Consider the following 21,822-nt stretch of genomic DNA (forward strand, 5'->3'; position numbering starts at 1 on the left):
TTCAAATTCGAAAGAGCCGGGCTTTTTTACGTCTATAAAAAAGTATAATATTCAGCACTTTCTTCTCTAAAGCGCAGCGTCTCTTAAGCGAAGCGCCTCTTTGTGAACAGTGTTGTGGCTATCCAGTGCATTTACCATGATTCAACATATCTAAGTAATAAATATAATTTTGCTTTGTTACTGGCTTTGATTTAGGATCAAATCAGTTTAAAACCAAGAACTAACATACAGTGTATAGATTATTAATTACCGCAATATCCATTTTAATTTGTTTTTCTGTTTCAGCAGTTGAAGTCACTGATCTATATCAAGATATTTTAAAAGTTGATGATAAATCAAGAGATGCACGATTAACGGCAAGTCGTAAAGCTTTACTTAACGTATTAGTCAAAGTGAGCGGTGATGAAACAGCCGATCAAAATCGATTAGCTCAACAGCGAACTAAAGATATTTCTGATTACATGCTCAAATTTGAATACGATGAGCGTACAGAAGGTCAGTTAAAATTAGTTGTTAAATTTGAAGAACGTAAAATCAATACGCTTGTAAAAGAACTGAGTTTACCACTGTGGGGTTCACAACGCCCGTTAGTCGCTATTTGGTTGGGTATTGAAGATAACTGGCGCAGAGAGCTAGTTACACAGGAAAGTTATCCACAGTTGGAGCAATTAATTTACGACAGTGCACGAAGACGTGGCTTACCTGTTGTTGTGCCATTACTGGATTTACAAGATAGGCGTCTAGTAGGAATACCAGAGGTGTGGGGTAATTTTTCAGGGCCTATCGAGGAAGCGTCCCAGCGTTATAGTGCTGAAAGAAGCATCACAGCAAAAATGTACAAAGACAACAACAGCAATAACTGGGTTCTAGATTGGCGATTCACGAATGGTGACTTGTTTGACGAAAATCGCTTAGTTGGCGATAAACAACAAATTGTTAGTCAAATGATTGATACATTAGCAAGAGGGCTTGCCAGTGAGTACGCAATTGATCCTAATGCATACTATGAACAAGCTTCGGCTATTTTAACCTTAAAAGGGACTGACAATTTTGTAGATGTTGAGTTAGCGAAAAGACGTTTACAAAGTCTTAGTGTGGTTACCGATGTAATCATTATCCGTAAAACAACAGAATTTGTTGAATATAAACTGAGCCATACAGGAAATGTTACAGATTTAAAAAAAGCACTAGGTCTCGATTCTGCTTTTAAAGATTATATCGACCCGCGTGCTTTTTATCATGTAGTAGACAAAAGCAGCCTTGAGTATCAATGGGTAAAACCATAGTGCTAAATCAAGAACCAATGCAAATGGCTTTGCCTGTTACTTTACCAGATGACGAAACTTTCGCATCGTACTTCGGTGGCGAAGATTCATTAGAGGTAAATCACCTCAAAGCAAGTTTTTCTGAATTGGCGAATACATTTCAATATACGTATTTGTGTGGTTTAGGTGACTCAGGAAAATCTCACTTGTTGTACGCTACATGCATAAAGGCTCAAGAGCGTGGCCTTTCAAATATGCTGCTTTCTATGCGTGAGGTTATTAACTTTGGCCCTATGGTTTTAGATGGACTAGAAGCACTGGATATACTATGTATTGACGATGTTCATCTAGTCGCAGGCAACGATGCTTGGGAAAAAGCTTTATTTAATTTTTTTAATCGCTTTAATGAACCCGGTAAAATGTTGGTTGTAACAGCTGACCTATTACCAAATATGCTAAATATATCGCTTCCAGATCTAGAGTCACGTTTAACGTGGGGAACCACGTTTCAAATACGTTCAATGAGTGATGATGACAAAGCTCAAGCTTTAGTTAAACGTGCACACATGCGTGGGCTTGAATTAAGTGATGAATGTGCGCGGTTTTTATTAACCCGCCTGAGCCGCGATATGCGAGCATTATTAGATGTTCTAGACAAATTAGATCACGCATCTATGGCAGCACAAAGAAAATTAACAATTCCTTTTATAAAATCAACGTTAAAGCTGTAGTAGGTCTAGAATCTAGACCCTGCTTTCAGTTATCATAAGCCATTAGTTAACAGCAATCACCCTCTGTGAAAGATCAGGTACCCAATGAACTTAGAAAATATATTAGCGCAAGCACTTGAGGCTGTAGCCAGTGCCAGTGAAATCGCGCAACTAGAAGAAATCAGGGTTAATTACCTTGGAAAAAAAGGCGAAATCACCAGCTTACTTAAAACGTTAGGAAAAATTGCACCTGAGGAACGAAAAGAAGCAGGGCAAGTGATAAACCAAGCTAAACAAGATGTACAAGTTGCAATTAACGAAAAGCGTGAATTATTAGCGAGTAAAGCACTAGAAGAAAAACTAGCTGCAGAGACTATTGATGTAACTCTTCCCGGTCGTGTAATGCCAGCGGGTGGCTTGCATCCAGTAACACGTACTATTGAGCGTATTGAAAGTTTTTTTGGCGAGTTAGGGTTTGCTGTTAAATCAGGTCCAGAAATTGAAGATGACTTTCATAACTTTGACGCATTAAATATTCCAGAACATCACCCTGCGCGCGCTGATCACGATACCTTTTATTTTAATCCTAAGTTAGTACTGCGTACTCAAACCAGTGGTGTGCAAATACGAACTATGGAAACAGAGCAGCCGCCGCTTCGTATCATATCTCCTGGGCGCGTATACCGTAACGATTACGATCAAACGCACACTCCGATGTTTCATCAGGTAGAAGGTTTAATGGTAGATACTGACGTTAGCTTTACTGAGCTAAAAGGTATTTTACACGACTTTTTGCGTAACTTTTTTGAAGAAGACATGGAAATTCGTTTCCGTCCTTCATTTTTCCCATTCACAGAGCCTTCAGCTGAAGTCGATGTAATGGGCAAAGACGGCAAATGGCTAGAAGTATTAGGCTGTGGCATGGTACATCCAAATGTTCTTAAGTCTGTGGGTATTGATCCTGAGAAATACACGGGTTTTGCATTCGGCATGGGTGTAGAGCGCCTAACAATGTTGCGTTATGGCGTAAACGATTTACGTGCATTTTTCGAAAATGACTTAAAATTCCTAAACCAGTTCCGTTAAGAGTGAAGCAATAAAATGAAATTTAGTGAAAAGTGGTTAAGAGAGTGGGTAAACCCTGCTATTGATACGCAAGCTCTGTCGGAACAGCTTTCTATGGCCGGCCTTGAAGTTGACGGCGTTGAGCCAGCTGCAGCCAAGTTTAATGGTGTTGTTGTTGGTGAAGTTGTTGAATGTGGCCAGCACCCTGATGCAGATAAGCTACGTGTAACAAAAATTAATGTTGGTGGTGATGAACTGCTAGATATTGTATGTGGTGCACCAAACTGTCGCCAAGGCATAAAAGTTGCTGTAGCAACCGTAGGTGCTGTGTTACCTGGCGATTTCAAAATTAAAAAAGCGAAGCTACGCGGTCAGCCTTCTCATGGGATGTTATGTGCATTCGACGAGCTAGGTATTAGCGAAGAGGGTGAAGGCATCATGGAGTTACCAAGTGATGCACCAATTGGCACTGACTTACGTGAATATCTAAGCCTTGACGATAACATCATTGATGTTGATTTAACGCCAAATCGTGGTGACTGTTTAGGCATTAAAGGCCTTGCACGTGAGGTAGGCGTTTTAAATAGTACAGATGTAAATGTATTAGAAATACCAGCTGTAACACCAACAATTGACGATAAAGTATCAATTGAACTAGTTAATGAAGATGCTTGTCCTCGTTATTTAGGTCGTGTAATTAAGGGAATTAACCTTGATGCAGAAACACCACTTTGGATGGTTGAAAAACTACGCCGTAGTGGCGTGCGTTCAATCGATCCGGTTGTTGACATAACAAACTATGTACTACTAGAACTTGGTCACCCGATGCATGCTTTTGATTTAAATACAATTGAAGGCGGTATTAAAGTACGTAATGCTAATGTTGGTGAAGAGCTTGTATTACTTGATGGCAATGCCGCTAAATTAAAAGAATCAACACTTGTGATAGCCGATCATAATAAAGCACTCGCAATTGCTGGCATTTTTGGTGGTGAGCAATCTGGCGTTACTGAAAAAACAACAGACATACTGCTTGAAAGTGCGTTCTTTAACCCGGTAGCAATTGCTGGGCAAGCGCGTAGCTACGGTTTACATACCGATGCGTCACATCGTTATGAGCGTGGAGTAGACTTTGCACTACAACATGATGCAATGCAGCGTGCTACAGCGTTACTTTTAGAAATTGTTGGTGGTCAAGCAGGTCCTGTAGTTGAAGCTGTTGCAGCCGATAAACTACCAAAAGTGACTGAAGTACGTTTGCGTCGTTCTCGTTTAGACCGCGTAATAGGTCATCATATTGATGATGCTAAAGTAACTGATATTCTGACTCGTTTAGGCCTTGATGTTAAAGTTGAAAATGATAGCTGGAGTGCGGACATACCAAGCTACCGTTTTGATATTCGCATTGAAGAAGACTTAATTGAAGAAGTTGCGCGCGTATACGGTTATAACAGTATCCCAAATGTGGCACCAACTGCAAAACTTAAAATGACAACGCATAACGAAGCGAGTATTGCGCTAAGCAAATTCCGTAATACGTTAGTAACGCGTGGGTATCAAGAAGCGATTACTTACAGCTTCGTTGATCCTAAGGCTCAAGCTATTTTGCATCCACGAAGTGATGCACTTGTTCTACCGCATCCTATTTCAATTGAAATGTCAGCAATGCGTGTCAGTTTAATGCCGGGTTTATTAGCGTCTGTTGCATACAACCAAAATCGTCAACAACCTCGCATTAGGTTATTCGAGCATGGCCTTAAATTTATAAGCGATGAAAATGCTGAAAATGGTGTATGCCAAGTACCTGTGATTGGTGGTGTTATTACTGGTTTAGCACATGGAGAGCATTGGGTTGAAGAAAAACGAAACGTTGATTTCTACGATTTAAAAGGTGATGTTGAAGCATTACTTGCTATTACAAATGATGTGAGCCGTTTTGAAATTAAAGCTGAACAATCTGATGGACTTCATCCTGGCCAGTCAGCTGTTATTTATGTTGATGGGAAAAAGGTTGGCTTTTTTGGTGCATTACATCCTCAAGCGCAAAAGTCGTTAGATATCAATAACGCAACTTTTGTATTTGAAATTGAAATGTCAGCAATTGAAAAAAGAAATTTACCACAAGCTGAAAGCGTGTCTAAATTTCCTTCAAACCGTCGCGACATCGCGATTTTAGTGGCCGACAGCGTTAAATCTGGCGATATTTTAAACGCTATAGAAAAAGTTGGCGGAAATCAATTGGTTGACCTAAACTTATTCGATGTGTATAAGGGCAAAGGTATTGAGCCAAATTATAAGAGTTTGGCGATTGCTCTAACACTGCAAGCGGTTGATAGAACACTCGAAGAGAAAGATATCAATCTAGTAGTTGATAACGTGGTGGCCGAATTGGCCGAAAAGTTTAATGCATCGTTGAGGGACTAGATATGGCGCTTACTAAAGCCGACATAGCTGAACACCTATTTGAAAAGCTCGGGATCAATAAAAAAGATGCCAAAGATTTAGTTGAAGCGTTTTTTGAAGAAATCCGCTCAGCGCTAGAAAAAGGAGAGCAGGTTAAGCTTTCTGGATTTGGTAACTTTGATCTTCGAGACAAAAAAGAAAGACCAGGGCGTAATCCGAAAACAGGCGAAGACATTCCTATTTCGGCGCGTCGTGTTGTCACCTTTAGACCGGGCCAAAAATTAAAGACCCGTGTTGAAGTGGGTACCAGCAAAGCAAAATAAAAAAAGGCAGCGAAAGCTGCCTTTTTTATTACACAGCCGCTTAACGTTTAGGTAAGCGGATTGAGTATTTTGTTAAAATTCTCTAGGTGATACAAATTCACCTTCTAATACTTGTTGATAGGTTTGCTCAGCAAGTGAATCAAGGCCTGATAAGTTTTTACCTGTGCTTAACAGCTCTTGTTCTATTTCAAATAAATCTATATTTTCGATACCCGACATTTGTGCCACTTTTGAAAATATATAGGCATGTTTAAATTTATCATGTTTATAAAAAAGGCTAATTAATGAGGTGTATACTTCAGGGTTAGGTAGATTCCCTTTTTCATTCAGCTCTAATGTTTTATAGAGTAAATCAATGGTTTTATCGTCATCAAATTTAATATAGTAAGACGCTAAAAAGAACTGCATCTCTGCACTTTGGGTAACGCTTGGATCGTTTTCTATGGCTAAAAGCTTACTTAATGCACCTTGATTATTGTTTCTTGACCAATGGTAATAAAGTAAACCGGGGTGATTTGTATTTACAGTGTCTTGATAAAGGCGTGTCATTTCTTTAATGCTAGTAAGCTGCCCATCTATTCGAGACGTTTTTTTAGCTTTGAGCTTTATGTGCTCAATTTTGGCTGCCAATGTTATACATTGGTTGTATGTCTCAAATTCTTTTAATAATTGATATTTATTTTCATCCGTTGGCTCTTTGTATTCACTGTAACGCTTTAAAATAACTTCAGCACGCTCGTCCTTACAATGACTATCTTTGTTTAAATCTGCACAAAAACCGGGTGTTTCCTTACAAACTTGTGCCAACGTCACAGGGTCTTCACAACCCGCTAATGTTAGTAATCCAAGTAATATACTTGCTCTTTTTAGCATTCCTTAACCCCAAATAAATATCTACACAGCTATTCTAGCGCAATCATTTAACGCCTAACAGTAGAGAATAACTTCAGATTAAATTAGAATAGCCGTGCCTGAAGTGCATTACTCTCAAAATATAGTGCACTTTTAAAGGCTATCCGTTCAAAATGATAAATTTAGGTAAATAAAATGACCTCATCTCACGAGTTAGAATACACAAATAGTTGGCAAGAACGCCAAGATTACGCTGAAAGTATGCAACCTATTATTGGTAAGCTTTACCGTAATCGTGGTATTGAAATTGCTGTATATGGCCGTCCTCTCGTAAATGCCAGCACAATTGAAATTATTAAATCTCACAAAACTGTTGCACAATTTGAAGGCACAAAATTACGTTTACGCGAAAGCTTCCCGTTTTTAGAAGCAATCAGCAAAATGGAATTAAACTCTGCTCGTATTGATATTGGTAAGCTGGCATATAGCTACTTATACGGCGACGTTGCAAACGGCCGTTCAGTTGAAGAGTTTGTTAAAGATGAATTAGCAGAAATAGCCAATTCGACTGTAAAAGAGCCACGTGATGTAGTCCTTTATGGCTTTGGCCGTATTGGCCGTTTGCTTGCTCGCTTATTAATTGAAAAATCGGGCCCTTACGCCGATTTACGTCTACGTGCAATCGTTGTGCGTGGCGGTAAAGAGGGTGACCTCGAAAAACGTGCCAGTTTATTGCGTCGTGATTCAATTCATGGTCCATTTAATGGTTCAATCACTATTGATAAAGAACGTAATGCAATTAAAGCGAACGGCAGTTACATTCAGGTTATTTATGCAAATTCGCCTAGCGAAATCGATTACACACAATACGGTATCGAGAATGCGTTAATTGTTGATAACACAGGTATTTGGAAAGATGAAGCAGGTCTTGGTCAGCATTTAGAGTGTAAAGGTGCGGCTAAAGTATTACTAACGGCACCGGCTAAAGGTAATATTAAAAACATCGTATATGGTGTAAATAACCAAGATATTTTATCTGAAGATAAAATTGTGTGTGCAGCAAGTTGTACAACAAATGCGATTACGCCAACGTTAAAAGCATTAAACGACAAGTTTGGTATTAATAATGGCCATGTTGAAACGGTTCACTCGTACACAAACGATCAAAACCTAATCGATAACTATCACAAAGCAGAGCGTCGTGGTCGAGCTGCGGCCCTGAACATGGTAATTACTGAGACAGGTGCGGCAAAGGCGGTATCTAAAGCGTTACCAGAGCTAGAAGGCAAGTTAACAGGTAACGCGATTCGCGTTCCTACACCAAACGTTTCGCTTGCTATCTTGAACTTAAACTTAGCTACAAGTACGTCGGTTGAAGAGCTAAACGCATTTTTACGCGATACAGCGTTGCATTCAGACTTACGTGATCAAATTGATTACACAGCGTCTACAGAAATAGTGTCTACCGATTTAGTGGGTAGCCGTTATGCTGGTGTTGTTGACTCGCAAGCAACAATTGTTGACGATAACCGTATCGTTTTATACGTATGGTACGATAATGAATTTGGCTATAGCTGCCAAGTAGTTCGTTGTATGCGAGATATGGCTGAAGTGTCATTCCCAAGCCTACCACGCTAATGTATATTTAGTAGCCAAAAGCCAGCGTTTAGCTGGCTTTTTTAATGTGTCATTATTTTTAAAGTGCGTGCCTTATGCTACGCTTTAATCATTAAAATACAGCGAGCGTAGTTATTTCATAATACGCTGTGTTTAGTGCGAGTATTATTGCTCGCGATGTTAGTTCTGCTAGTTACAATGCAGATGAGCTTATTCAAATTAAAGGTTTTTTCATGAAAATCAGCAGTAATTTCGACAGTGGTAATATCAAGGTCATTGATGCAACCGATCCGCTTAATATTCAATTAGAGATCAATAACGATCACAATTCTGAATTTTACCAGTGGTTTCACTTTCGATTAGAAACAACGCCTTATCAATTACATAAGCTTAATATTAATCAGCTTGAAAAATCAGCATACCCAGATGGTTGGGAGGGCTACCAAGCAGTTGCTTCTTATGATCGCCAAACATGGTTTCGTGTTCCATCAAGCTATGAAAATGGCACGCTAAGCTTTGAAATAGAGCCAGAGTGCGGCAGTGTGTATTTTGCTTACTTCGCACCATACAGCTACGACCGCCATTTAGACTTACTTTCTTGGGCACAAGCTCAAGGTGCTTGCCAGCTTCAAACATTAGGTGAAACACTTGATGGGCGCGATATCAGCGTGCTAAGAATAGGTGAGCCAAGTGAAGATAAAAAAGTCATTTGGGTAACTGCACGTCAGCACCCAGGTGAAACAATGGCTGAATGGTTTGTAGAAGGTTTACTTCATAAATTACTTGATGACGAAGACCCGCATGCTGCAGCATTATTATCAAAAGCAGTATTCTATATTGTGCCAAACATGAACCCTGATGGCAGTGTGCGCGGACATTTACGTACTAATGCTAAAGGTGTTAACTTAAATCGTGAATGGCAAACACCATCGATTGAAAACAGCCCTGAAGTCTATTTTGTGCTTAATAAAATGCGCGAAACAGGTTTAGATATGCACCTTGATATTCATGGTGATGAAGCTATTCCTTATAACTTTGTTGCAGGCAGTGAAGGTATTCCAAGTTACGACGAGCGCCTTAAAAACTTAGAAGATAACTTTAAAGCGGCTTTACTAACAATAACACCTGAGTTTCAAGATGAGCACGGCTACCCGAAAGATGAGCCAGGTGAGGCTTTGTTAACCGTGGCTTCGTCGGCAACGGCTGAAGAGTTTAAAGCGCTTACATACACCATTGAAATGCCGTTTAAAGATAACAACGATTTACCTGATCCAGATTATGGCTGGTCAGATCGTCGTTCGTACCAGTTTGGTCAAGACACATTAGCAGCCATTGTAAATGTGGTTGATACGCTCAGATAGAGTATTTAGAAAAGGCATCAATTTTTGGTGCCTTTTTTTATTCAAATTTAAAACGAATTAATATAATACCAATCCGCAATAATACATAGTCATTTTACTAGGCTAAACGTGTCGCTACTTGCGTCAAAACTCTTATTAAGAGCAACTAAATAGCGAATTTTTTGCCTAGCTATTAACACGCTTTTCTAGCTTTAAAATAGATAACTTAATTAAGCGAATAGATATACAGCCCTTTGTATAAATCACTTCAATCAAAAATAGATTTTAATCACGCTGTATAAGTCCTTAGCATATTCATATAATTCAAATTACTGGTTAAATAACCCTCAAACACGACGCCAAAGCGCACGTTTTATCTCTAAATATGAAAATTAAGTGTTAACAAAGTTAGCCAACTTAAGTTAATATCAATAACAATCGAATTAAAGATAGGCGCATTGAGGCCTGATTTTTAATCGCTTTGTGTCGCGCATTCTGAGTAGCTAAAACAGAGTCTCGTAATTCATAATAAAAAATATAACTATAGAGGATATTCATGGAAGCTTTTGTAAGTGCTGTTAATGATGTTGTTTGGAGTAATGCCCTTATTTACTTATGCCTTGGCGCGGGCTTGTTTTATTCTGTATTAACTCGATTTGCCCAAGTTCGACATTTTAAAGAAATGTGTAAGTTATTATTTAGTCCTAACACATCTGAAAAAGGCATTTCTTCTTTCCAAGCACTGGCTGTGTCTTTATCGGGGCGAGTTGGTGTAGGTAACATTGCCGGTGTTGCTGCAGCTATTGGTTTTGGTGGTCCGGGGGCAATTTTTTGGATGTGGGTTGTTGCATTTTTAGGTGCAAGTACGGCCTATGCCGAGTCAACGCTGGGTCAAATTTATAAAGAAGAAGAAAACGGCCAGTACCGTGGTGGACCTGCGTTTTACTTTGACCGTTGTTTAAAGCAAAAGTGGCTAGCCATCCTATTTGCTATTTCTGCCGTTGTTGCGTGTGGTGTGTTCCTTCCTGGTGTACAAGCAAATGCAGTAGGTAATGCGTTTACTCAAGTATTTGGCGACGGGACTATGGTATCGACCAGCTTTGGCGATGTAGGCAGCTTTAAGTTAGTTGCGCTGGCTATTATTCTTATCGTTTTAGCTTTTATTATTTTCGGTGGCATAAAACGTATTGCGAACTTTACCCAAATTGTAGTGCCGTTTATGGCACTAGGTTACATTGTACTTGCCTTAATTGTTGTATTTTTACACATCGATAGAGTACCAGATATTTTCGCCATGATTATAAGCGACGCCTTTACAGCTCAAGCAGGATTTGGTGCTGCAATTGGTTGGGGCGTAAAACGTGGAATATACTCAAACGAAGCAGGCCAAGGTACTGGGCCGCATGCAGCCTCTGCTGCAGAGGTAGACCACCCAGCACAGCAAGGTTTAGTTCAGGCTTTTTCAGTTTACGTAGATACCATCTTTGTATGTACCGCAACTGCACTTATGATTTTATTAACACAACAATACAACATTGTTGGCGAGCTACCTGCAGGCCAATTTATTGTACAAAATGTTGATGCAGCAACAGAAGTCGGTTCTGCAGCATTTACACAAATGGCATTATTCAGCGTATTTGGCGGGTTTGGCGAAGCATTTGTAGGCATTGCACTGTTCTTCTTTGCGTTCACTACAATTTTAGCTTACTACTTCATTGCCGAAACTAACATTGCATACTTAAATCGTTATTTTAAAGGCAGTATTCCACTCGTTATTGTGAAGTTTGTGATAATGTTTATGGTTGCGTACGGTATGGTCAATAGCTCGGGTTATATTTGGACTATTGGCGACATAGGCGTAGGTTTAATGGCATGGATTAATATATTAGGCATTTTAGCTATATTTTTTGTCGCAAAACCAGCACTACTATGTTTAAGCGATTACGAAGATCAAAAGAAAAAAGGCGGCAAAATAACTTTCGACCCAGTTAAGTTAGGCATAAAAAATGCTACTTTTTGGGAAAAGCGCCTTGAAAAGCAATCTAAAGATCCTGAGTGATTCAATATACAACGTACTTGCTAGTTTGTGGGGAAGTGGATTTAAGCCAATAACAGAAAGTCATATTATCTATTGTTGGTTTAAATTGAAAAAAGACAACGACAAATAAAACAAGTACAATAAAGGCGCCGCAAGGCGCTTTTTTTATGCGTAGTATGGAGAGATGTATGGCGATAATTCGTTGCCCAAAATGTGCAAAATCAATTTCAGATAAATACAAGCAATGCCCGCATTGCGAAAGTAACATTTCAGAGCTAAATGACGAGCAGGTTCAACAACTTCAGCGCGAACAGCAAATTAAAAAAAAGCAGATGTTTATAAATCACTCCTTCTTAGCACTTATCATATTTTTGGGTGGTTTTTTCTGTTTGTATTTTTTACAACCGCAAAAAGAAACCCTTGAGTGGTATGCTTACACCATCGCCATTGGCGTAGGGTGTATTTGGTATCTTATTAACCGTATTGTTTTAGTGACTCTTAAAAAGAAAAGATGACATGAATATCGATAAACTTGTAGAAAATATAACTCCAGAATTATTTGAACGCTTGCAATATGGTGCATCAACAGGCAAATGGCCAGATGGCACTGTATTATCAGATGAGCAAAAGCAACAAACAGTGCAGTTGGTTATGTTGTATCAAGCAAAGGTGGCTCAATCGAACGAGCAATTTACGATTGGTGCTAATGGTGAAATGATCCAAAAGACAAAAGCGCAACTACAAAAAGAATTCAAATCAGACAACGAAATAGCTAGGTTTAGTGAACATGATCTTTAAGCACCTTTTTACGCCAAAATGGAAACACCCCAAGCAACAGGTTCGTCTTGATGCAATTGAAAAGCTAGACACGCAGCGCGATGCAAGTATTTTAAATACACTTGCATTAGAAGATAGCTCTGCAGAAATACGCCGTAAGGCGCTTCAAAAGGTAAATGATTTACCACTGTGGTGGAAAGCCTACAAACAAGATCAAGCGCTAAAAGATATTGCCGAGCAGCAAATATCAAATGCCGTTTTAAATAGCGAAAGCACACTGACACCGCAAATTAAAAGTGAATATATAGAGCGCTTTGCTCCTGTAAAAACATTAGAAAAACTGGCGTTTGCAGAGAAAGAACTAAATGTTCGCGTTAAATTACTTAAGCGTTTAGCAAATCCAAAATTAGTTGAAAAAGCTTTCAAAGAGGGCAGCGAAGAGTTACAAGCGCAGTTAATTGAGTTAGTTATTAACCATCGGCTTACCAAACCACTTGCTAAACACGCTAAAGGGGAAGCAAAAGCCACCCTTGATACGCATATTGAAAATGAACGTTTTGCTAAGGAAATGCCACAAGAAGTTGAAAATTCAACGCGTGTTATTTTAGCCAAACTTAATGCATTACGTGAAAAAACAGACTTTGCGATTGTAAACCCTGGGGCTACTGAATTAATGGCTCAATGGCAAGCATTAGAGCTTAAATGGCTAACAACGGAACGGATAAAAGCGCTAGATGAAAAGTACATCGCTATTACCAGCAAGCTTGACACACATATCGCTCAACTAAAAACCGAGCACGATAAAGAGCAGCAACTTTTAGCATTAAAACAGCGACAATTACTTGCATTAGCAACGCTTGAAGCATTAAGCGATGAAATTGAAAATGCACTTCAGGTTGGTTTAGAAACCCCTGAGCAAATTCAACAAGATTGGCTCGACGCTAAAGTAGCGCAAGCAAAACAAGCGATCACAGAGACTGAGCTTGAAAACAACGCACAGTCTAAAGCGGTAATCGTAAAGCTTGAGAGTTTATTTTCTCAAGTGGCCAAATTACCTGAACTAACAACTGCTATTGCGCAATACAAAGAGGCACTAACCGCTTTAAAACTAATTGAACCAGCACAAACCCTTGAGCAATATGACGAAACTCTTTCAGCTTTTAATCAAGCGTTTAAAGAGACTCGTGGGCATTTATCTATTTTAGATAGTACATTACAAGGTAAGTTTAAAGCGGAGTTAAATGCACATAAAAAGCAATTTTTAGCATTAATGAATGACTTAATTAAACCGCTTGAAAAAAATCAGAGTCAGGCAAAGCGTAAAGCTCGTGATGTTAAGCGCTTAATTGAAGAAGGCCGGTTTAATGTGGCATTTGGTGTATTTAAAGGTTTTGAAGAGCTATTTAATACATTAACAGCACGCTACCAGCAACCGCTTGAAAATATTAAAGCAGAGCTAGAGCAACAACTTGCCGATGCAAAAGATTGGCAAAAATACGCTGCTGCACCGAAGCGTGTTGCGTTACTAGAAGAAGTAACTCAGCTAACTGAGCAAGAATGCACCGACCCACAACAGCGTGCCGAACAAGTAAAAATGTTACGCACACGTTGGAATGAACTTGGGCGTTTAGATACAGACGAAGAAAAACAACAAGGTGTTCAGTTCGATGAACATATAGAAACATTGTTTGCACCTTGTCGTAGTTACTTTGCCGAGCAAGAAGAGAAACGCGATGCAGCGAAGTTGCAACGTGAAAGCATAATTACAGATATGCACACGCTTGGTTTAGAGCCAACCAGTGAAGATGGCTTTGATTGGAAACAGTTTGAAAGCCAATACAATAAGCTAAATAAAGCATGGCGCAGTGTAGTAAAAGTTGACCCTAAAACATATCGAGTATTAAACGATCGCTATAAAAGCGAGCAACAACAGGTGCTTGGTTTATTAAATGCGTTTCATAAAGGTAATGCTGCACTTAAAAATGATTTAGTTGAACAAGCCCAGAAACTATCGCAAAGTGACGATTTAGCAAGTGCTTGCCAAGCCTTAAAGCAAATGCAGCAGCAATGGCAAACTATTGGTTTTGCAGGTTTAAAAGCCGAAAATGCGCTGTGGCAAAAATTTCGTCAGTATAACGATGAAGCATTTAGTAAGCGCAGTACCGAATTTGAGCAACAAAAGCTTGAGCAAAATGAGTCTGATAAACAAGCCGCTGCAGAACTAGCTGAATTAGAAGCGGCATTAGAGGCGGTGGAGCAGCGTGCGCAACTTCATGATCTAGAAACTAAGGTTAAGGGCTATGCACAGTTTAGAACGCTTGCACCAAAGGTGGCTGCATTGCTAAAGGCTATTGATGAAAAAGTGTCAGTGCTTATGACTAAATCAGAGCAAGCTAATTTAGAAGCATTACTTAGTGCACTTCAAAATAATGAAGAAATACCGGCTCAGTATCAAGCAACTTTAAAAACATCACTAAATGTAGAGCAGCTCATAACGCGTATGGAAATTTTAGCGAATGTGAGTTCGCCAAATGCATCTCTTAGAATGGCAGAGCAAGTTGCTATGCTTGATGATAAACATCGTGGTGATCATGCTGATTTAAATTATTATTTAAAACAGTTACTCGCGCTCAGTAACGGTTCAGTTGAACCTGAGACACTAGCACGACTAAAATCGACACTTGCAGCTTAATCATCAACGTTACTCCAACTGTTGATAAAAACGTTAAAAGGCCGCTCAAATAGCGGCCTTTTATATACAATAAAATAAAGGGCTCACTATGAGAATTTTACTACTTATTACCACACTTTTTTTAACCGCCTGTAATAGCACACAAGGTGTATCTGTATATTCATTTACAAATGCTGAAGTAGAAAGCGCACTGGCTCAACAGCTCCCTAAACTTAGCGAGAAAGTAAAACTGATGGGGCTACCTGTTCAGCTCAACGTTAATGATTTAAGTGTTGATATTGGGCCTAATAATAGCGATGTTGTTGTACTCGGTGCCGACTCTAGCGCAGAAATTAACGCTTTTGCACTTAAATACCCAATTCGTTTAAAGCTTCAAATAGAAGGGAGCCCATACTACGACAGCGAGAAAAAAGCGGTGTTTTTACGTAATGTAAAATTATTGGGGTCAAGCGTTGATGCGGGTGGTTTTAGAGGCAACATTGGCGCGCTTGACGATCAAGCAATGGATGTAATTAATACATTTTTAGCAAATAACCCTGTATACACACTAAATATGAATGACCCTAAAATGATGCTATTGAGCAAATTACCACTCGATATGAAAGTAGCACAAGGCGCAATTAAACTGGTTCCTCGATTATAAATAACCAGACTAAGTAGATCGACCAGCCTCAATTAATCGTACTAATTAGCCTATTTACAGGCTAATCAGGTTATAAAAATTATGGCTGCACCGCGTAATGTGCCCACGTCTCGTCTTTCTCGATTTGCAAAATTAGGTTCGTTGGCAACAGGGGTTGCTAGCAATATGCTGGTTGATGGCGCAAAAAGTGCGTTAACAGGCAAAGGCTGGGATAACAAACGTTTACTTTTGCAGCCCAAAAACATTGAAAAACTTGCCGTCCAGTTATCACACCTTCGTGGTGCAGCAATGAAATTAGGTCAGCTGTTATCTATGGATGCCGGTGACTTGCTAAGCCCTGAGCTTGCCCAGTTGCTTGCGCTGCTGCGCTCAGATGCAAATCCAATGCCTCATAAACAGCTGGTTGAAGTACTTAAAATACAATGGGGGGATGACTGGCTTTCTCGTTTTTCTCACATTGAGCTCAGACCTTTTGCAGCCGCTTCTATAGGGCAAGTGCATTTAGCGTATCAAGAAAATGGCGATAAGCTCGCAGTTAAGGTTCAATATCCGGGTATAGCAAAAAGTGTTGTAAGCGACGTAGATAACGTTATTACGTTGTTAACGTTATCGCGCTTACTACCTAAAGAGCTCGACATAAAACCCCTAGTTAACGAGGCTAAAGCCCAGTTGCTTGCTGAGGCCGATTACCTGCGAGAAGCTGATTACTTAATACGTTATAAAACCGCGCTTAAAGGCACCACTAATTTTAAGGTGCCCAATGTTTACACTGCCCATAGTACGAAGCAAGTACTGACTATGGAATATGTAAACGCTGAACCAATAGAGCGCATCACAGCACTTCCACAAAGCCAGCAGAGTTTTGTTGCTGAGCAGCTAATTGATTTGTTTTTTAAAGAGATGTTTGAGTTTAAACTTATTCAAACCGATCCCAACTTTGCTAATTTTCATTATCAATCAGATACACAAAAAATCGTTTTATTTGATTTTGGTGCAACACGAGAAATATCAAATGAGTTGAGTTCTGCTTATTTGGCACTATTTAAGGCAGGAAGCGAAAATAACCGAGAGGGCGTATTAAACGCAGCATCGAAAATTGGTTATTTTAAAGATGACATATTGGATGACTATAAAAACAATGTCATAGATTTGTTTTTAATGGCATGCGAACCTCTTCGTTATAATGGTAATTTTGATTTTAAAAACAGCGAGCTGGCACTTAAAATTAAAAACGCAGGGCTTGAACTCAGCGCCCAATCACAGCAGTGGCACACTCCACCTGTCGATGCACTGTTCATACACCGAAAACTTGCAGGCTTGTATTTAATTGCGGCGCGTTTGGGCGCAAAAATAGATGTACGAGGACTTTTTAGCCACTACTCATAAAAATGGGTAAATAACTTTGGAAAGTTACAGGTGCAGTCATTTGTTAAAGTTGTCATAATACTCGTGATATTTCGCGAGGTGTGGTTATGATAAAGCAATTTTTAAACGATCCAGAGTTACTACTTAATGCTGTTGGCGAGGGAATATACGGATTTGATTTATCTGGAAACGCTGTATTTGTAAATCCAGCAGCAGAGCGTATGACTGGCTGGAAATCCGATGAGTTATTAGGAAAAAAAATACACCAATATCATCATCATACTCGCGTAGATGGCACACCTTACCCTGCCGATGAGTGCCAAATTTACTGCACTATGTTTGATGGTAAGCGCCGAGAAGTAAACAACGAAATATTTTGGCGCAAAGACGGTAGCTCATTTGCCGTTGAATATACATCCACCCCAGTGTATCGAAATAACCAACTTATTGGTGCTGTTGCAGTATTTCGTGACATATCGCAGCAGCAACAAACACAAAGTGACTTACAAAATGCACTTATAAAAATAAAGCAGTTAAGCGAGCAATTAAAAGACGAAAACAATTATTTGATTGCAGAGCTAAATCAAGACTGGCAAGACTCTGGACTTGTAGGGCAAAGTCACGTGTTTCAAAATATGCTGGAGCAAATAAAACTAGTCAGTGAAACCGACACTACGGTACTTATTTTGGGTGAGAATGGCACCGGTAAAGAGCTAGTAGCCCGTAACTTATACAGACTAAGCACCCGTAGCAAACACCCTTTTATTAAAGTAAATTGCGCTGCTTTTACACCAAGTTTATTGGAATCTGAGTTATTCGGGCACGAAAAAGGCGCATTCACAGGAGCAAACGAGCGCCGCAAAGGTCGATTTGAACTAGCCGATAAAGGCACGCTTTTTTTAGATGAAATTGCCGAGTTACCCCTTGAGGCACAAAGTAAACTACTCAGAGTACTGCAAGAGCAAGAGTTTGAACGAGTAGGCGGTAGTCAAACCTTAAACGTTAACATTCGGGTTATTGCGGCAACAAACCGCGATTTATGGCAGATGGTACAAAAGGGCAGTTTTAGAATAGATTTATATTATCGGCTTAATGTATTTAGAGAGCGAAAAGAAGATATCCCTTTTCTATGCAGCAACTTAATACAGCAATTAAATAAACGTTTAGGTAAGCAGCTAAAAGGCTTGACTCAAAAAGCTATTACTAAACTTCAAGCCTATGATTGGCCCGGTAATATTAGAGAGCTGCAAAATGTGTTAGAACGCGAAGCAATCTTATCTAAACAACCTGTACTACAGCTTAATCAACCACTTAGTGGTGAAAATACGCCTAGTATGGATTCATCTCTCACTCTCGATGAGGCGCAAAAACAGCACATAACACGTGTTTTAATACTGTGTAACTGGCAAATTTCAGGTAATAAAGGCGCTGCAATTAAGTTAGGTTTACCTGAAAGTACACTTCGCTCGAAAATGCGAAAGCTAGGTATTAGAAAATAATCGCGATATATAGCGATTTTCGCTTTATATCGCGAATATAAAATAAGGCTAAATTAATAAATAATTTAATATCAATAACATAAGTGAACTTTCAGCTTGGTCTGAAAGTTGCAAATACTTAATTAACATCCGTCATAATTAAGTAAGCAAAATGAAGTTTGATATTAAAGAAGAAGATATGATCATTAAGCCCTATAACTCAGGGCCTATTTATATTCGCGAGCAAAAAGGCTTTTTCCAACGAATACGCCGCAATTTAGGCTGGTTACTAATGCTAACGTTTATTGCCATTCCATGGATTCAATATAACGGGCAGCAGGCTGTACTGTTAGATGTAGCCACACAAACCTTTACTATATTCGGCTTAACACTTCTTCCTCAAGACTTTATGATTTTAGCGATGCTTTTTATGGTGGGAGCATTTGCATTATTCTTTGTCACTAACTGGCTAGGTCGAGTTTGGTGTGGTTATACTTGTCCGCAAACAATATGGATGTTGATGTTTACCTGGGTTGAGCAACGTATAGAAGGGACACGCAATCAACGTATAAAACTTGATAAGACACAATGGACATTAAGCACATGGCGTAAAAAAATAACTAAACACATCGCGTGGGTAGTTATTTCTGTTTTAACGGCGACCTCTTTTATGGCTTATTTCATTCCGGCTAAAAGTTTATATTTAGAGATGCTTACATTTGATTGGTCTGGCATTACCACCTTTTGGGTGCTTTTTTTCGCAGGGTGTACGTACGGCAATGCTGGGTTTTTAAGAGAAAAAATGTGCACAATAGCATGCCCGTATTCACGTTTTCAGTCAGTGATGTTTGATAAAGATACCCTAGTGGTTACTTATGATGCAGAGCGAGGAGAAAGCCGCGGGCCACGTAAGCGTAAAGCCGANCAAAGTCACTAAATTTAGGTGATTGTGTAGATTGTAATTTATGTGTTGAAGTGTGCCCAGCGGGTATTGATATTAGAAATGGTTTGCAATATGAATGTATAAATTGTGGTTTATGCATTGATGCTTGTGACGACACAATGACCAAGTTTGGATACGACAAAGGGTTAATTAAATACGCTAGCGAAAAACAAATGGAGGGTAAAAAAACCAACCCATTTAGGCTAAAACTGGTAGGTTATGGTGCTTTGACTACATTGCTTATTATATCTATGTTTGCATGGATGGTGCAGCGCACACCCATAGAGGCCTCTGTACTTCGTGATAGAAATGCACTTTACAGAGTAAACTATGAGGGCTTAGTCGAAAACCCATACACACTGACCATTATAAATAAAACACAGCAATCTATGCATTACACTATTGCTATTGAAGGATTACCAAGCGCAACACTTCAAAGTCCTGAGCTTACGCTTGTACAACCCGGTTTAATGAAAAGGATACCGGTAACAGTGACTGCAGATGGATACGACATTAAACAAAAAGTGAGTAAATTACGATTTGTAGTTACTGCGCAGGAGGATGCGAGTATTACCATTACCAAAGAGAGTCAGTTTTATAAAAACTAAGTAATTAATCGCCAAGTTGATTAAGTGATTAATCCGCTTGGCTGTTTTTAAGGTGTTCACTAACATATTGCTTTGCACTTGTAATATCACTAAAAATACATTTAGAGCTATCTCTGCCAACACTTTGCAGAACTCGTGACATTTGGCTTATAGCAATAGCAGATGTCATTACAAAAGCGCTAATAATGCAATTTGCAGATTGCATTTTTTGGCCAATTTTAGTGAGTAATAGCTCAGCTTCAGGCGTCGCTGCTAATACGTTCCTTGAATCACTAATGTAGCCCCAAGGCTTGCTATTAAACTGAGTTGTAGTGCTAATGAGTCTTTCACCAAAAGTGCTCAATAAATCTGTATCGATGCTTCCTGAAAACTCTGCAACAATGATGTTGTTATCAACAGAAAAATTAACGTTGCCATAGTCATTATTTAATGAAAAATCATGGTGTTTATTTTTATCCAATTTCAATGTGTGCTCTCTATTATTTTTTATTAAATTTTTGCTACGCTCAATAAATCACACATTTAATTAACGTAGCAACAAAAAACTAGCTCTACTTATTTAAATAGTTTAGCGCGCTGTTTATAACAGCCACTTGCGCTAAAATACATTGCTCACTGTTTGCGCTAGGGCTATCTGGGTATACTTCTGTTGTTGTTACAAAAGGTGCATCGGTAAAGCCCATACATAAACCTAATTCGCGCGCAGCATAGTTGATAACACCAAATTGTTCCTGCGGTACGCCAATTAATGCATTGTTTTCATCGCTTGGTGCAATATGCGTAACCTTTGCAACGCCCTCAATAATCACTTTTTGAAATTCTGGCTCTGGTTTTTTACTGTCGGCAACTAAATAAAACCCATCAGGAATATTCCAATTTGTATTAGTTGTGCCTTCACGTGCTGCAAGCGCTGGCCTAAATTCACTGTTGTCAGTATTGGTTGTCTCGTGTAAATCAATGTGTGCCAGTAAATCAAGATTTAATGATTTTACATAGGCCATTACCGCAGCCGACTCGTGTGCTGGGCTATTGTCATAAAACGAGCGGTTAGGATCTATTGCGTTTGGGTTCCAGCGGTTAATTGTTTCATACCCCCAAGGGCTAATACAGGGAGCAATAACTATATTAAAATGATGTGAGTGATTTAAAGCAGAGGTTTTTGCAAATCTAAGCGCGCCATGCACGCCACTAGTTTCGTAGCCATGCACGCCACCGGTAATTAAAACCGTTGGTTTGGCATCATCAAAATTAGGTGTTTGTAGTGCGTACAATGGATAACAGCCATCGTTGTAATTAAGCTCACCGTATTGCTCAACAGTTAATGTGCCTTTAAGCTCATTTATTAGCGTTAGCACTTCATCTTGATAGCTACGCTTTATAACTTGCCCTGCTAGCCATTGTGCTTTGTCGCTGTCGTTCCATTTAGTACCGGGTGTGCCAATTGGGTATGTGCTGTCAGTCATTATAAAGCCTTGGAATATCAATATTTAATTAAATAAAGCGCTAGCTTAACGCTGACTAAAATAGCCTGCAAGTTAATGCGATATATCGACATAATTGAGTTACGTCCTAAAAAACTTACCCAAAGCTGTAATAGAGAAAAGCGAATTAAATACACGATTAGTTATATTAACGAGGTATTTAGCCTAAGCCAATAAACTGATAAGCTTGCAGCGCTTTTTTGCCACTTTTAAGGTTATTAC

General features: G+C 39.2%; 18 protein-coding genes and 1 pseudogene. 16 read left to right on the forward strand and 3 right to left on the reverse strand.

Translation table 11 applies throughout. From position 1 onward, the window contains the following. The first annotated feature begins 230 nt into the window (after positions 1 to 230). The 5 genes from ATS71_RS10860 to ihfA all read left to right on the forward strand — a co-directional run bounded on the left by ATS71_RS10860 (position 231) and on the right by ihfA (position 5,766). Positions 231 to 1,286, forward strand: a complete 1,056-nt coding sequence (locus ATS71_RS10860) for a DUF2066 domain-containing protein (protein ID WP_058404846.1) — start codon at positions 231 to 233, stop codon at positions 1,284 to 1,286. Further along, entirely contained in the window at positions 1,286 to 1,996 is a 711-nt protein-coding gene (gene hda / locus ATS71_RS10865) for a DnaA inactivator Hda (RefSeq protein ID WP_171034596.1), read from the forward strand. The genes ATS71_RS10860 and hda overlap by 1 nt, the downstream gene beginning before the upstream one ends. 84 nt (positions 1,997 to 2,080) lie before the next feature. Then, positions 2,081 to 3,061 carry a phenylalanine--tRNA ligase subunit alpha gene (gene pheS / locus ATS71_RS10870; RefSeq protein ID WP_058404847.1) on the forward strand — a complete coding sequence of 327 codons (981 nt, stop codon included), beginning with the start codon at positions 2,081 to 2,083 and terminating at the stop codon, positions 3,059 to 3,061. Between the two features lie 15 nt (positions 3,062 to 3,076). Then, a complete protein-coding gene (pheT, locus tag ATS71_RS10875; RefSeq protein WP_058404848.1) occupies positions 3,077 to 5,464 on the forward strand; it encodes a phenylalanine--tRNA ligase subunit beta in 2,388 nt (795 codons plus the stop codon). A gap of 2 nt (positions 5,465 to 5,466) precedes the next feature. Further along, positions 5,467 to 5,766: an integration host factor subunit alpha gene (gene ihfA, locus ATS71_RS10880; protein ID WP_002960690.1), complete on the forward strand. Its 300-nt coding sequence runs from the start codon at positions 5,467 to 5,469 to the stop codon at positions 5,764 to 5,766. A gap of 72 nt (positions 5,767 to 5,838) precedes the next feature. Here ihfA and ATS71_RS10885 read toward each other — a convergent pair whose 3' ends face one another. Continuing rightward, the gene (locus ATS71_RS10885) at positions 5,839 to 6,639 is read right to left on the reverse strand and encodes a DUF2989 domain-containing protein (protein WP_058404849.1); all 801 of its coding nucleotides are present in this window, start codon (positions 6,637 to 6,639) and stop codon (positions 5,839 to 5,841) included. A gap of 174 nt (positions 6,640 to 6,813) precedes the next feature. Here ATS71_RS10885 and ATS71_RS10890 point away from each other — a divergent pair, with 174 nt between their 5' ends. From ATS71_RS10890 to ATS71_RS19040, 11 genes and pseudogenes are all read left to right on the forward strand, one after another. Further along, complete coding sequence (locus ATS71_RS10890; protein ID WP_058404850.1) at positions 6,814 to 8,256, forward strand: glyceraldehyde-3-phosphate dehydrogenase; 1,443 nt, start codon at positions 6,814 to 6,816, stop codon at positions 8,254 to 8,256. Between the two features lie 212 nt (positions 8,257 to 8,468). Next, positions 8,469 to 9,596 carry a M14 family metallopeptidase gene (locus tag ATS71_RS10895; protein WP_058404875.1) on the forward strand — a complete coding sequence of 376 codons (1,128 nt, stop codon included), beginning with the start codon at positions 8,469 to 8,471 and terminating at the stop codon, positions 9,594 to 9,596. A 535-nt stretch (positions 9,597 to 10,131) separates the two neighbouring features. Beyond that, positions 10,132 to 11,634, forward strand: a complete 1,503-nt coding sequence (locus ATS71_RS10900) for an alanine/glycine:cation symporter family protein (protein WP_058404851.1) — start codon at positions 10,132 to 10,134, stop codon at positions 11,632 to 11,634. Positions 11,635 to 11,801: 167 nt separating this feature from the next. After that, the gene (locus tag ATS71_RS10905) at positions 11,802 to 12,128 is read left to right on the forward strand and encodes a hypothetical protein (RefSeq protein WP_058404852.1); all 327 of its coding nucleotides are present in this window, start codon (positions 11,802 to 11,804) and stop codon (positions 12,126 to 12,128) included. A gap of 1 nt (position 12,129) precedes the next feature. Next, entirely contained in the window at positions 12,130 to 12,411 is a 282-nt protein-coding gene (locus ATS71_RS10910; RefSeq protein WP_006794492.1) for a YeaC family protein, read from the forward strand. Continuing rightward, complete coding sequence (locus ATS71_RS10915; RefSeq protein WP_058404853.1) at positions 12,401 to 15,082, forward strand: DUF349 domain-containing protein; 2,682 nt, start codon at positions 12,401 to 12,403, stop codon at positions 15,080 to 15,082. Before ATS71_RS10910 ends, ATS71_RS10915 begins: the two co-directional genes overlap by 11 nt. Before the next feature lie 88 nt (positions 15,083 to 15,170). Next, the gene (locus ATS71_RS10920; RefSeq protein ID WP_058404854.1) at positions 15,171 to 15,725 is read left to right on the forward strand and encodes a DUF1439 domain-containing protein; all 555 of its coding nucleotides are present in this window, start codon (positions 15,171 to 15,173) and stop codon (positions 15,723 to 15,725) included. Positions 15,726 to 15,806: 81 nt separating this feature from the next. Further along, on the forward strand, positions 15,807 to 17,111 hold the full coding sequence (locus ATS71_RS10925) for an ABC1 kinase family protein (RefSeq protein WP_058404855.1): 1,305 nt from the start codon (positions 15,807 to 15,809) through the stop codon (positions 17,109 to 17,111). Positions 17,112 to 17,197: 86 nt separating this feature from the next. Continuing rightward, complete coding sequence (locus tag ATS71_RS10930; protein WP_058404856.1) at positions 17,198 to 18,589, forward strand: sigma-54 interaction domain-containing protein; 1,392 nt, start codon at positions 17,198 to 17,200, stop codon at positions 18,587 to 18,589. 151 nt (positions 18,590 to 18,740) lie between these two features. Beyond that, positions 18,741 to 19,492: 4Fe-4S dicluster domain-containing protein (locus tag ATS71_RS19035; protein ID WP_442960123.1), on the forward strand; the 752-nt coding region annotated here is incomplete at its 3' end. 1 nt (position 19,493) lies between these two features. Continuing rightward, positions 19,494 to 20,119 (forward strand): annotated as a pseudogene (locus ATS71_RS19040) (FixG Ig-like domain-containing protein); the annotation flags it as partial. A gap of 28 nt (positions 20,120 to 20,147) precedes the next feature. Here the strand turns inward: ATS71_RS19040 and ATS71_RS10940 are convergent. Both ATS71_RS10940 and ATS71_RS10945 read right to left on the reverse strand, forming a co-directional pair. Then, positions 20,148 to 20,585 (reverse strand): hypothetical protein, encoded by a 438-nt coding sequence (locus ATS71_RS10940; RefSeq protein WP_058404857.1) that lies wholly within the window; start codon positions 20,583 to 20,585, stop codon positions 20,148 to 20,150. Between the two features lie 85 nt (positions 20,586 to 20,670). Continuing rightward, positions 20,671 to 21,582 (reverse strand): M14 family metallopeptidase, encoded by a 912-nt coding sequence (locus ATS71_RS10945; protein ID WP_058404858.1) that lies wholly within the window; start codon positions 21,580 to 21,582, stop codon positions 20,671 to 20,673. Positions 21,583 to 21,822 lie beyond the last annotated feature (240 nt).

Origin of the sequence: Pseudoalteromonas sp. H71, from assembly GCF_001468485.1 — a bacterium.
Taxonomy (GTDB): Bacteria; Pseudomonadota; Gammaproteobacteria; order Enterobacterales; family Alteromonadaceae; genus Pseudoalteromonas.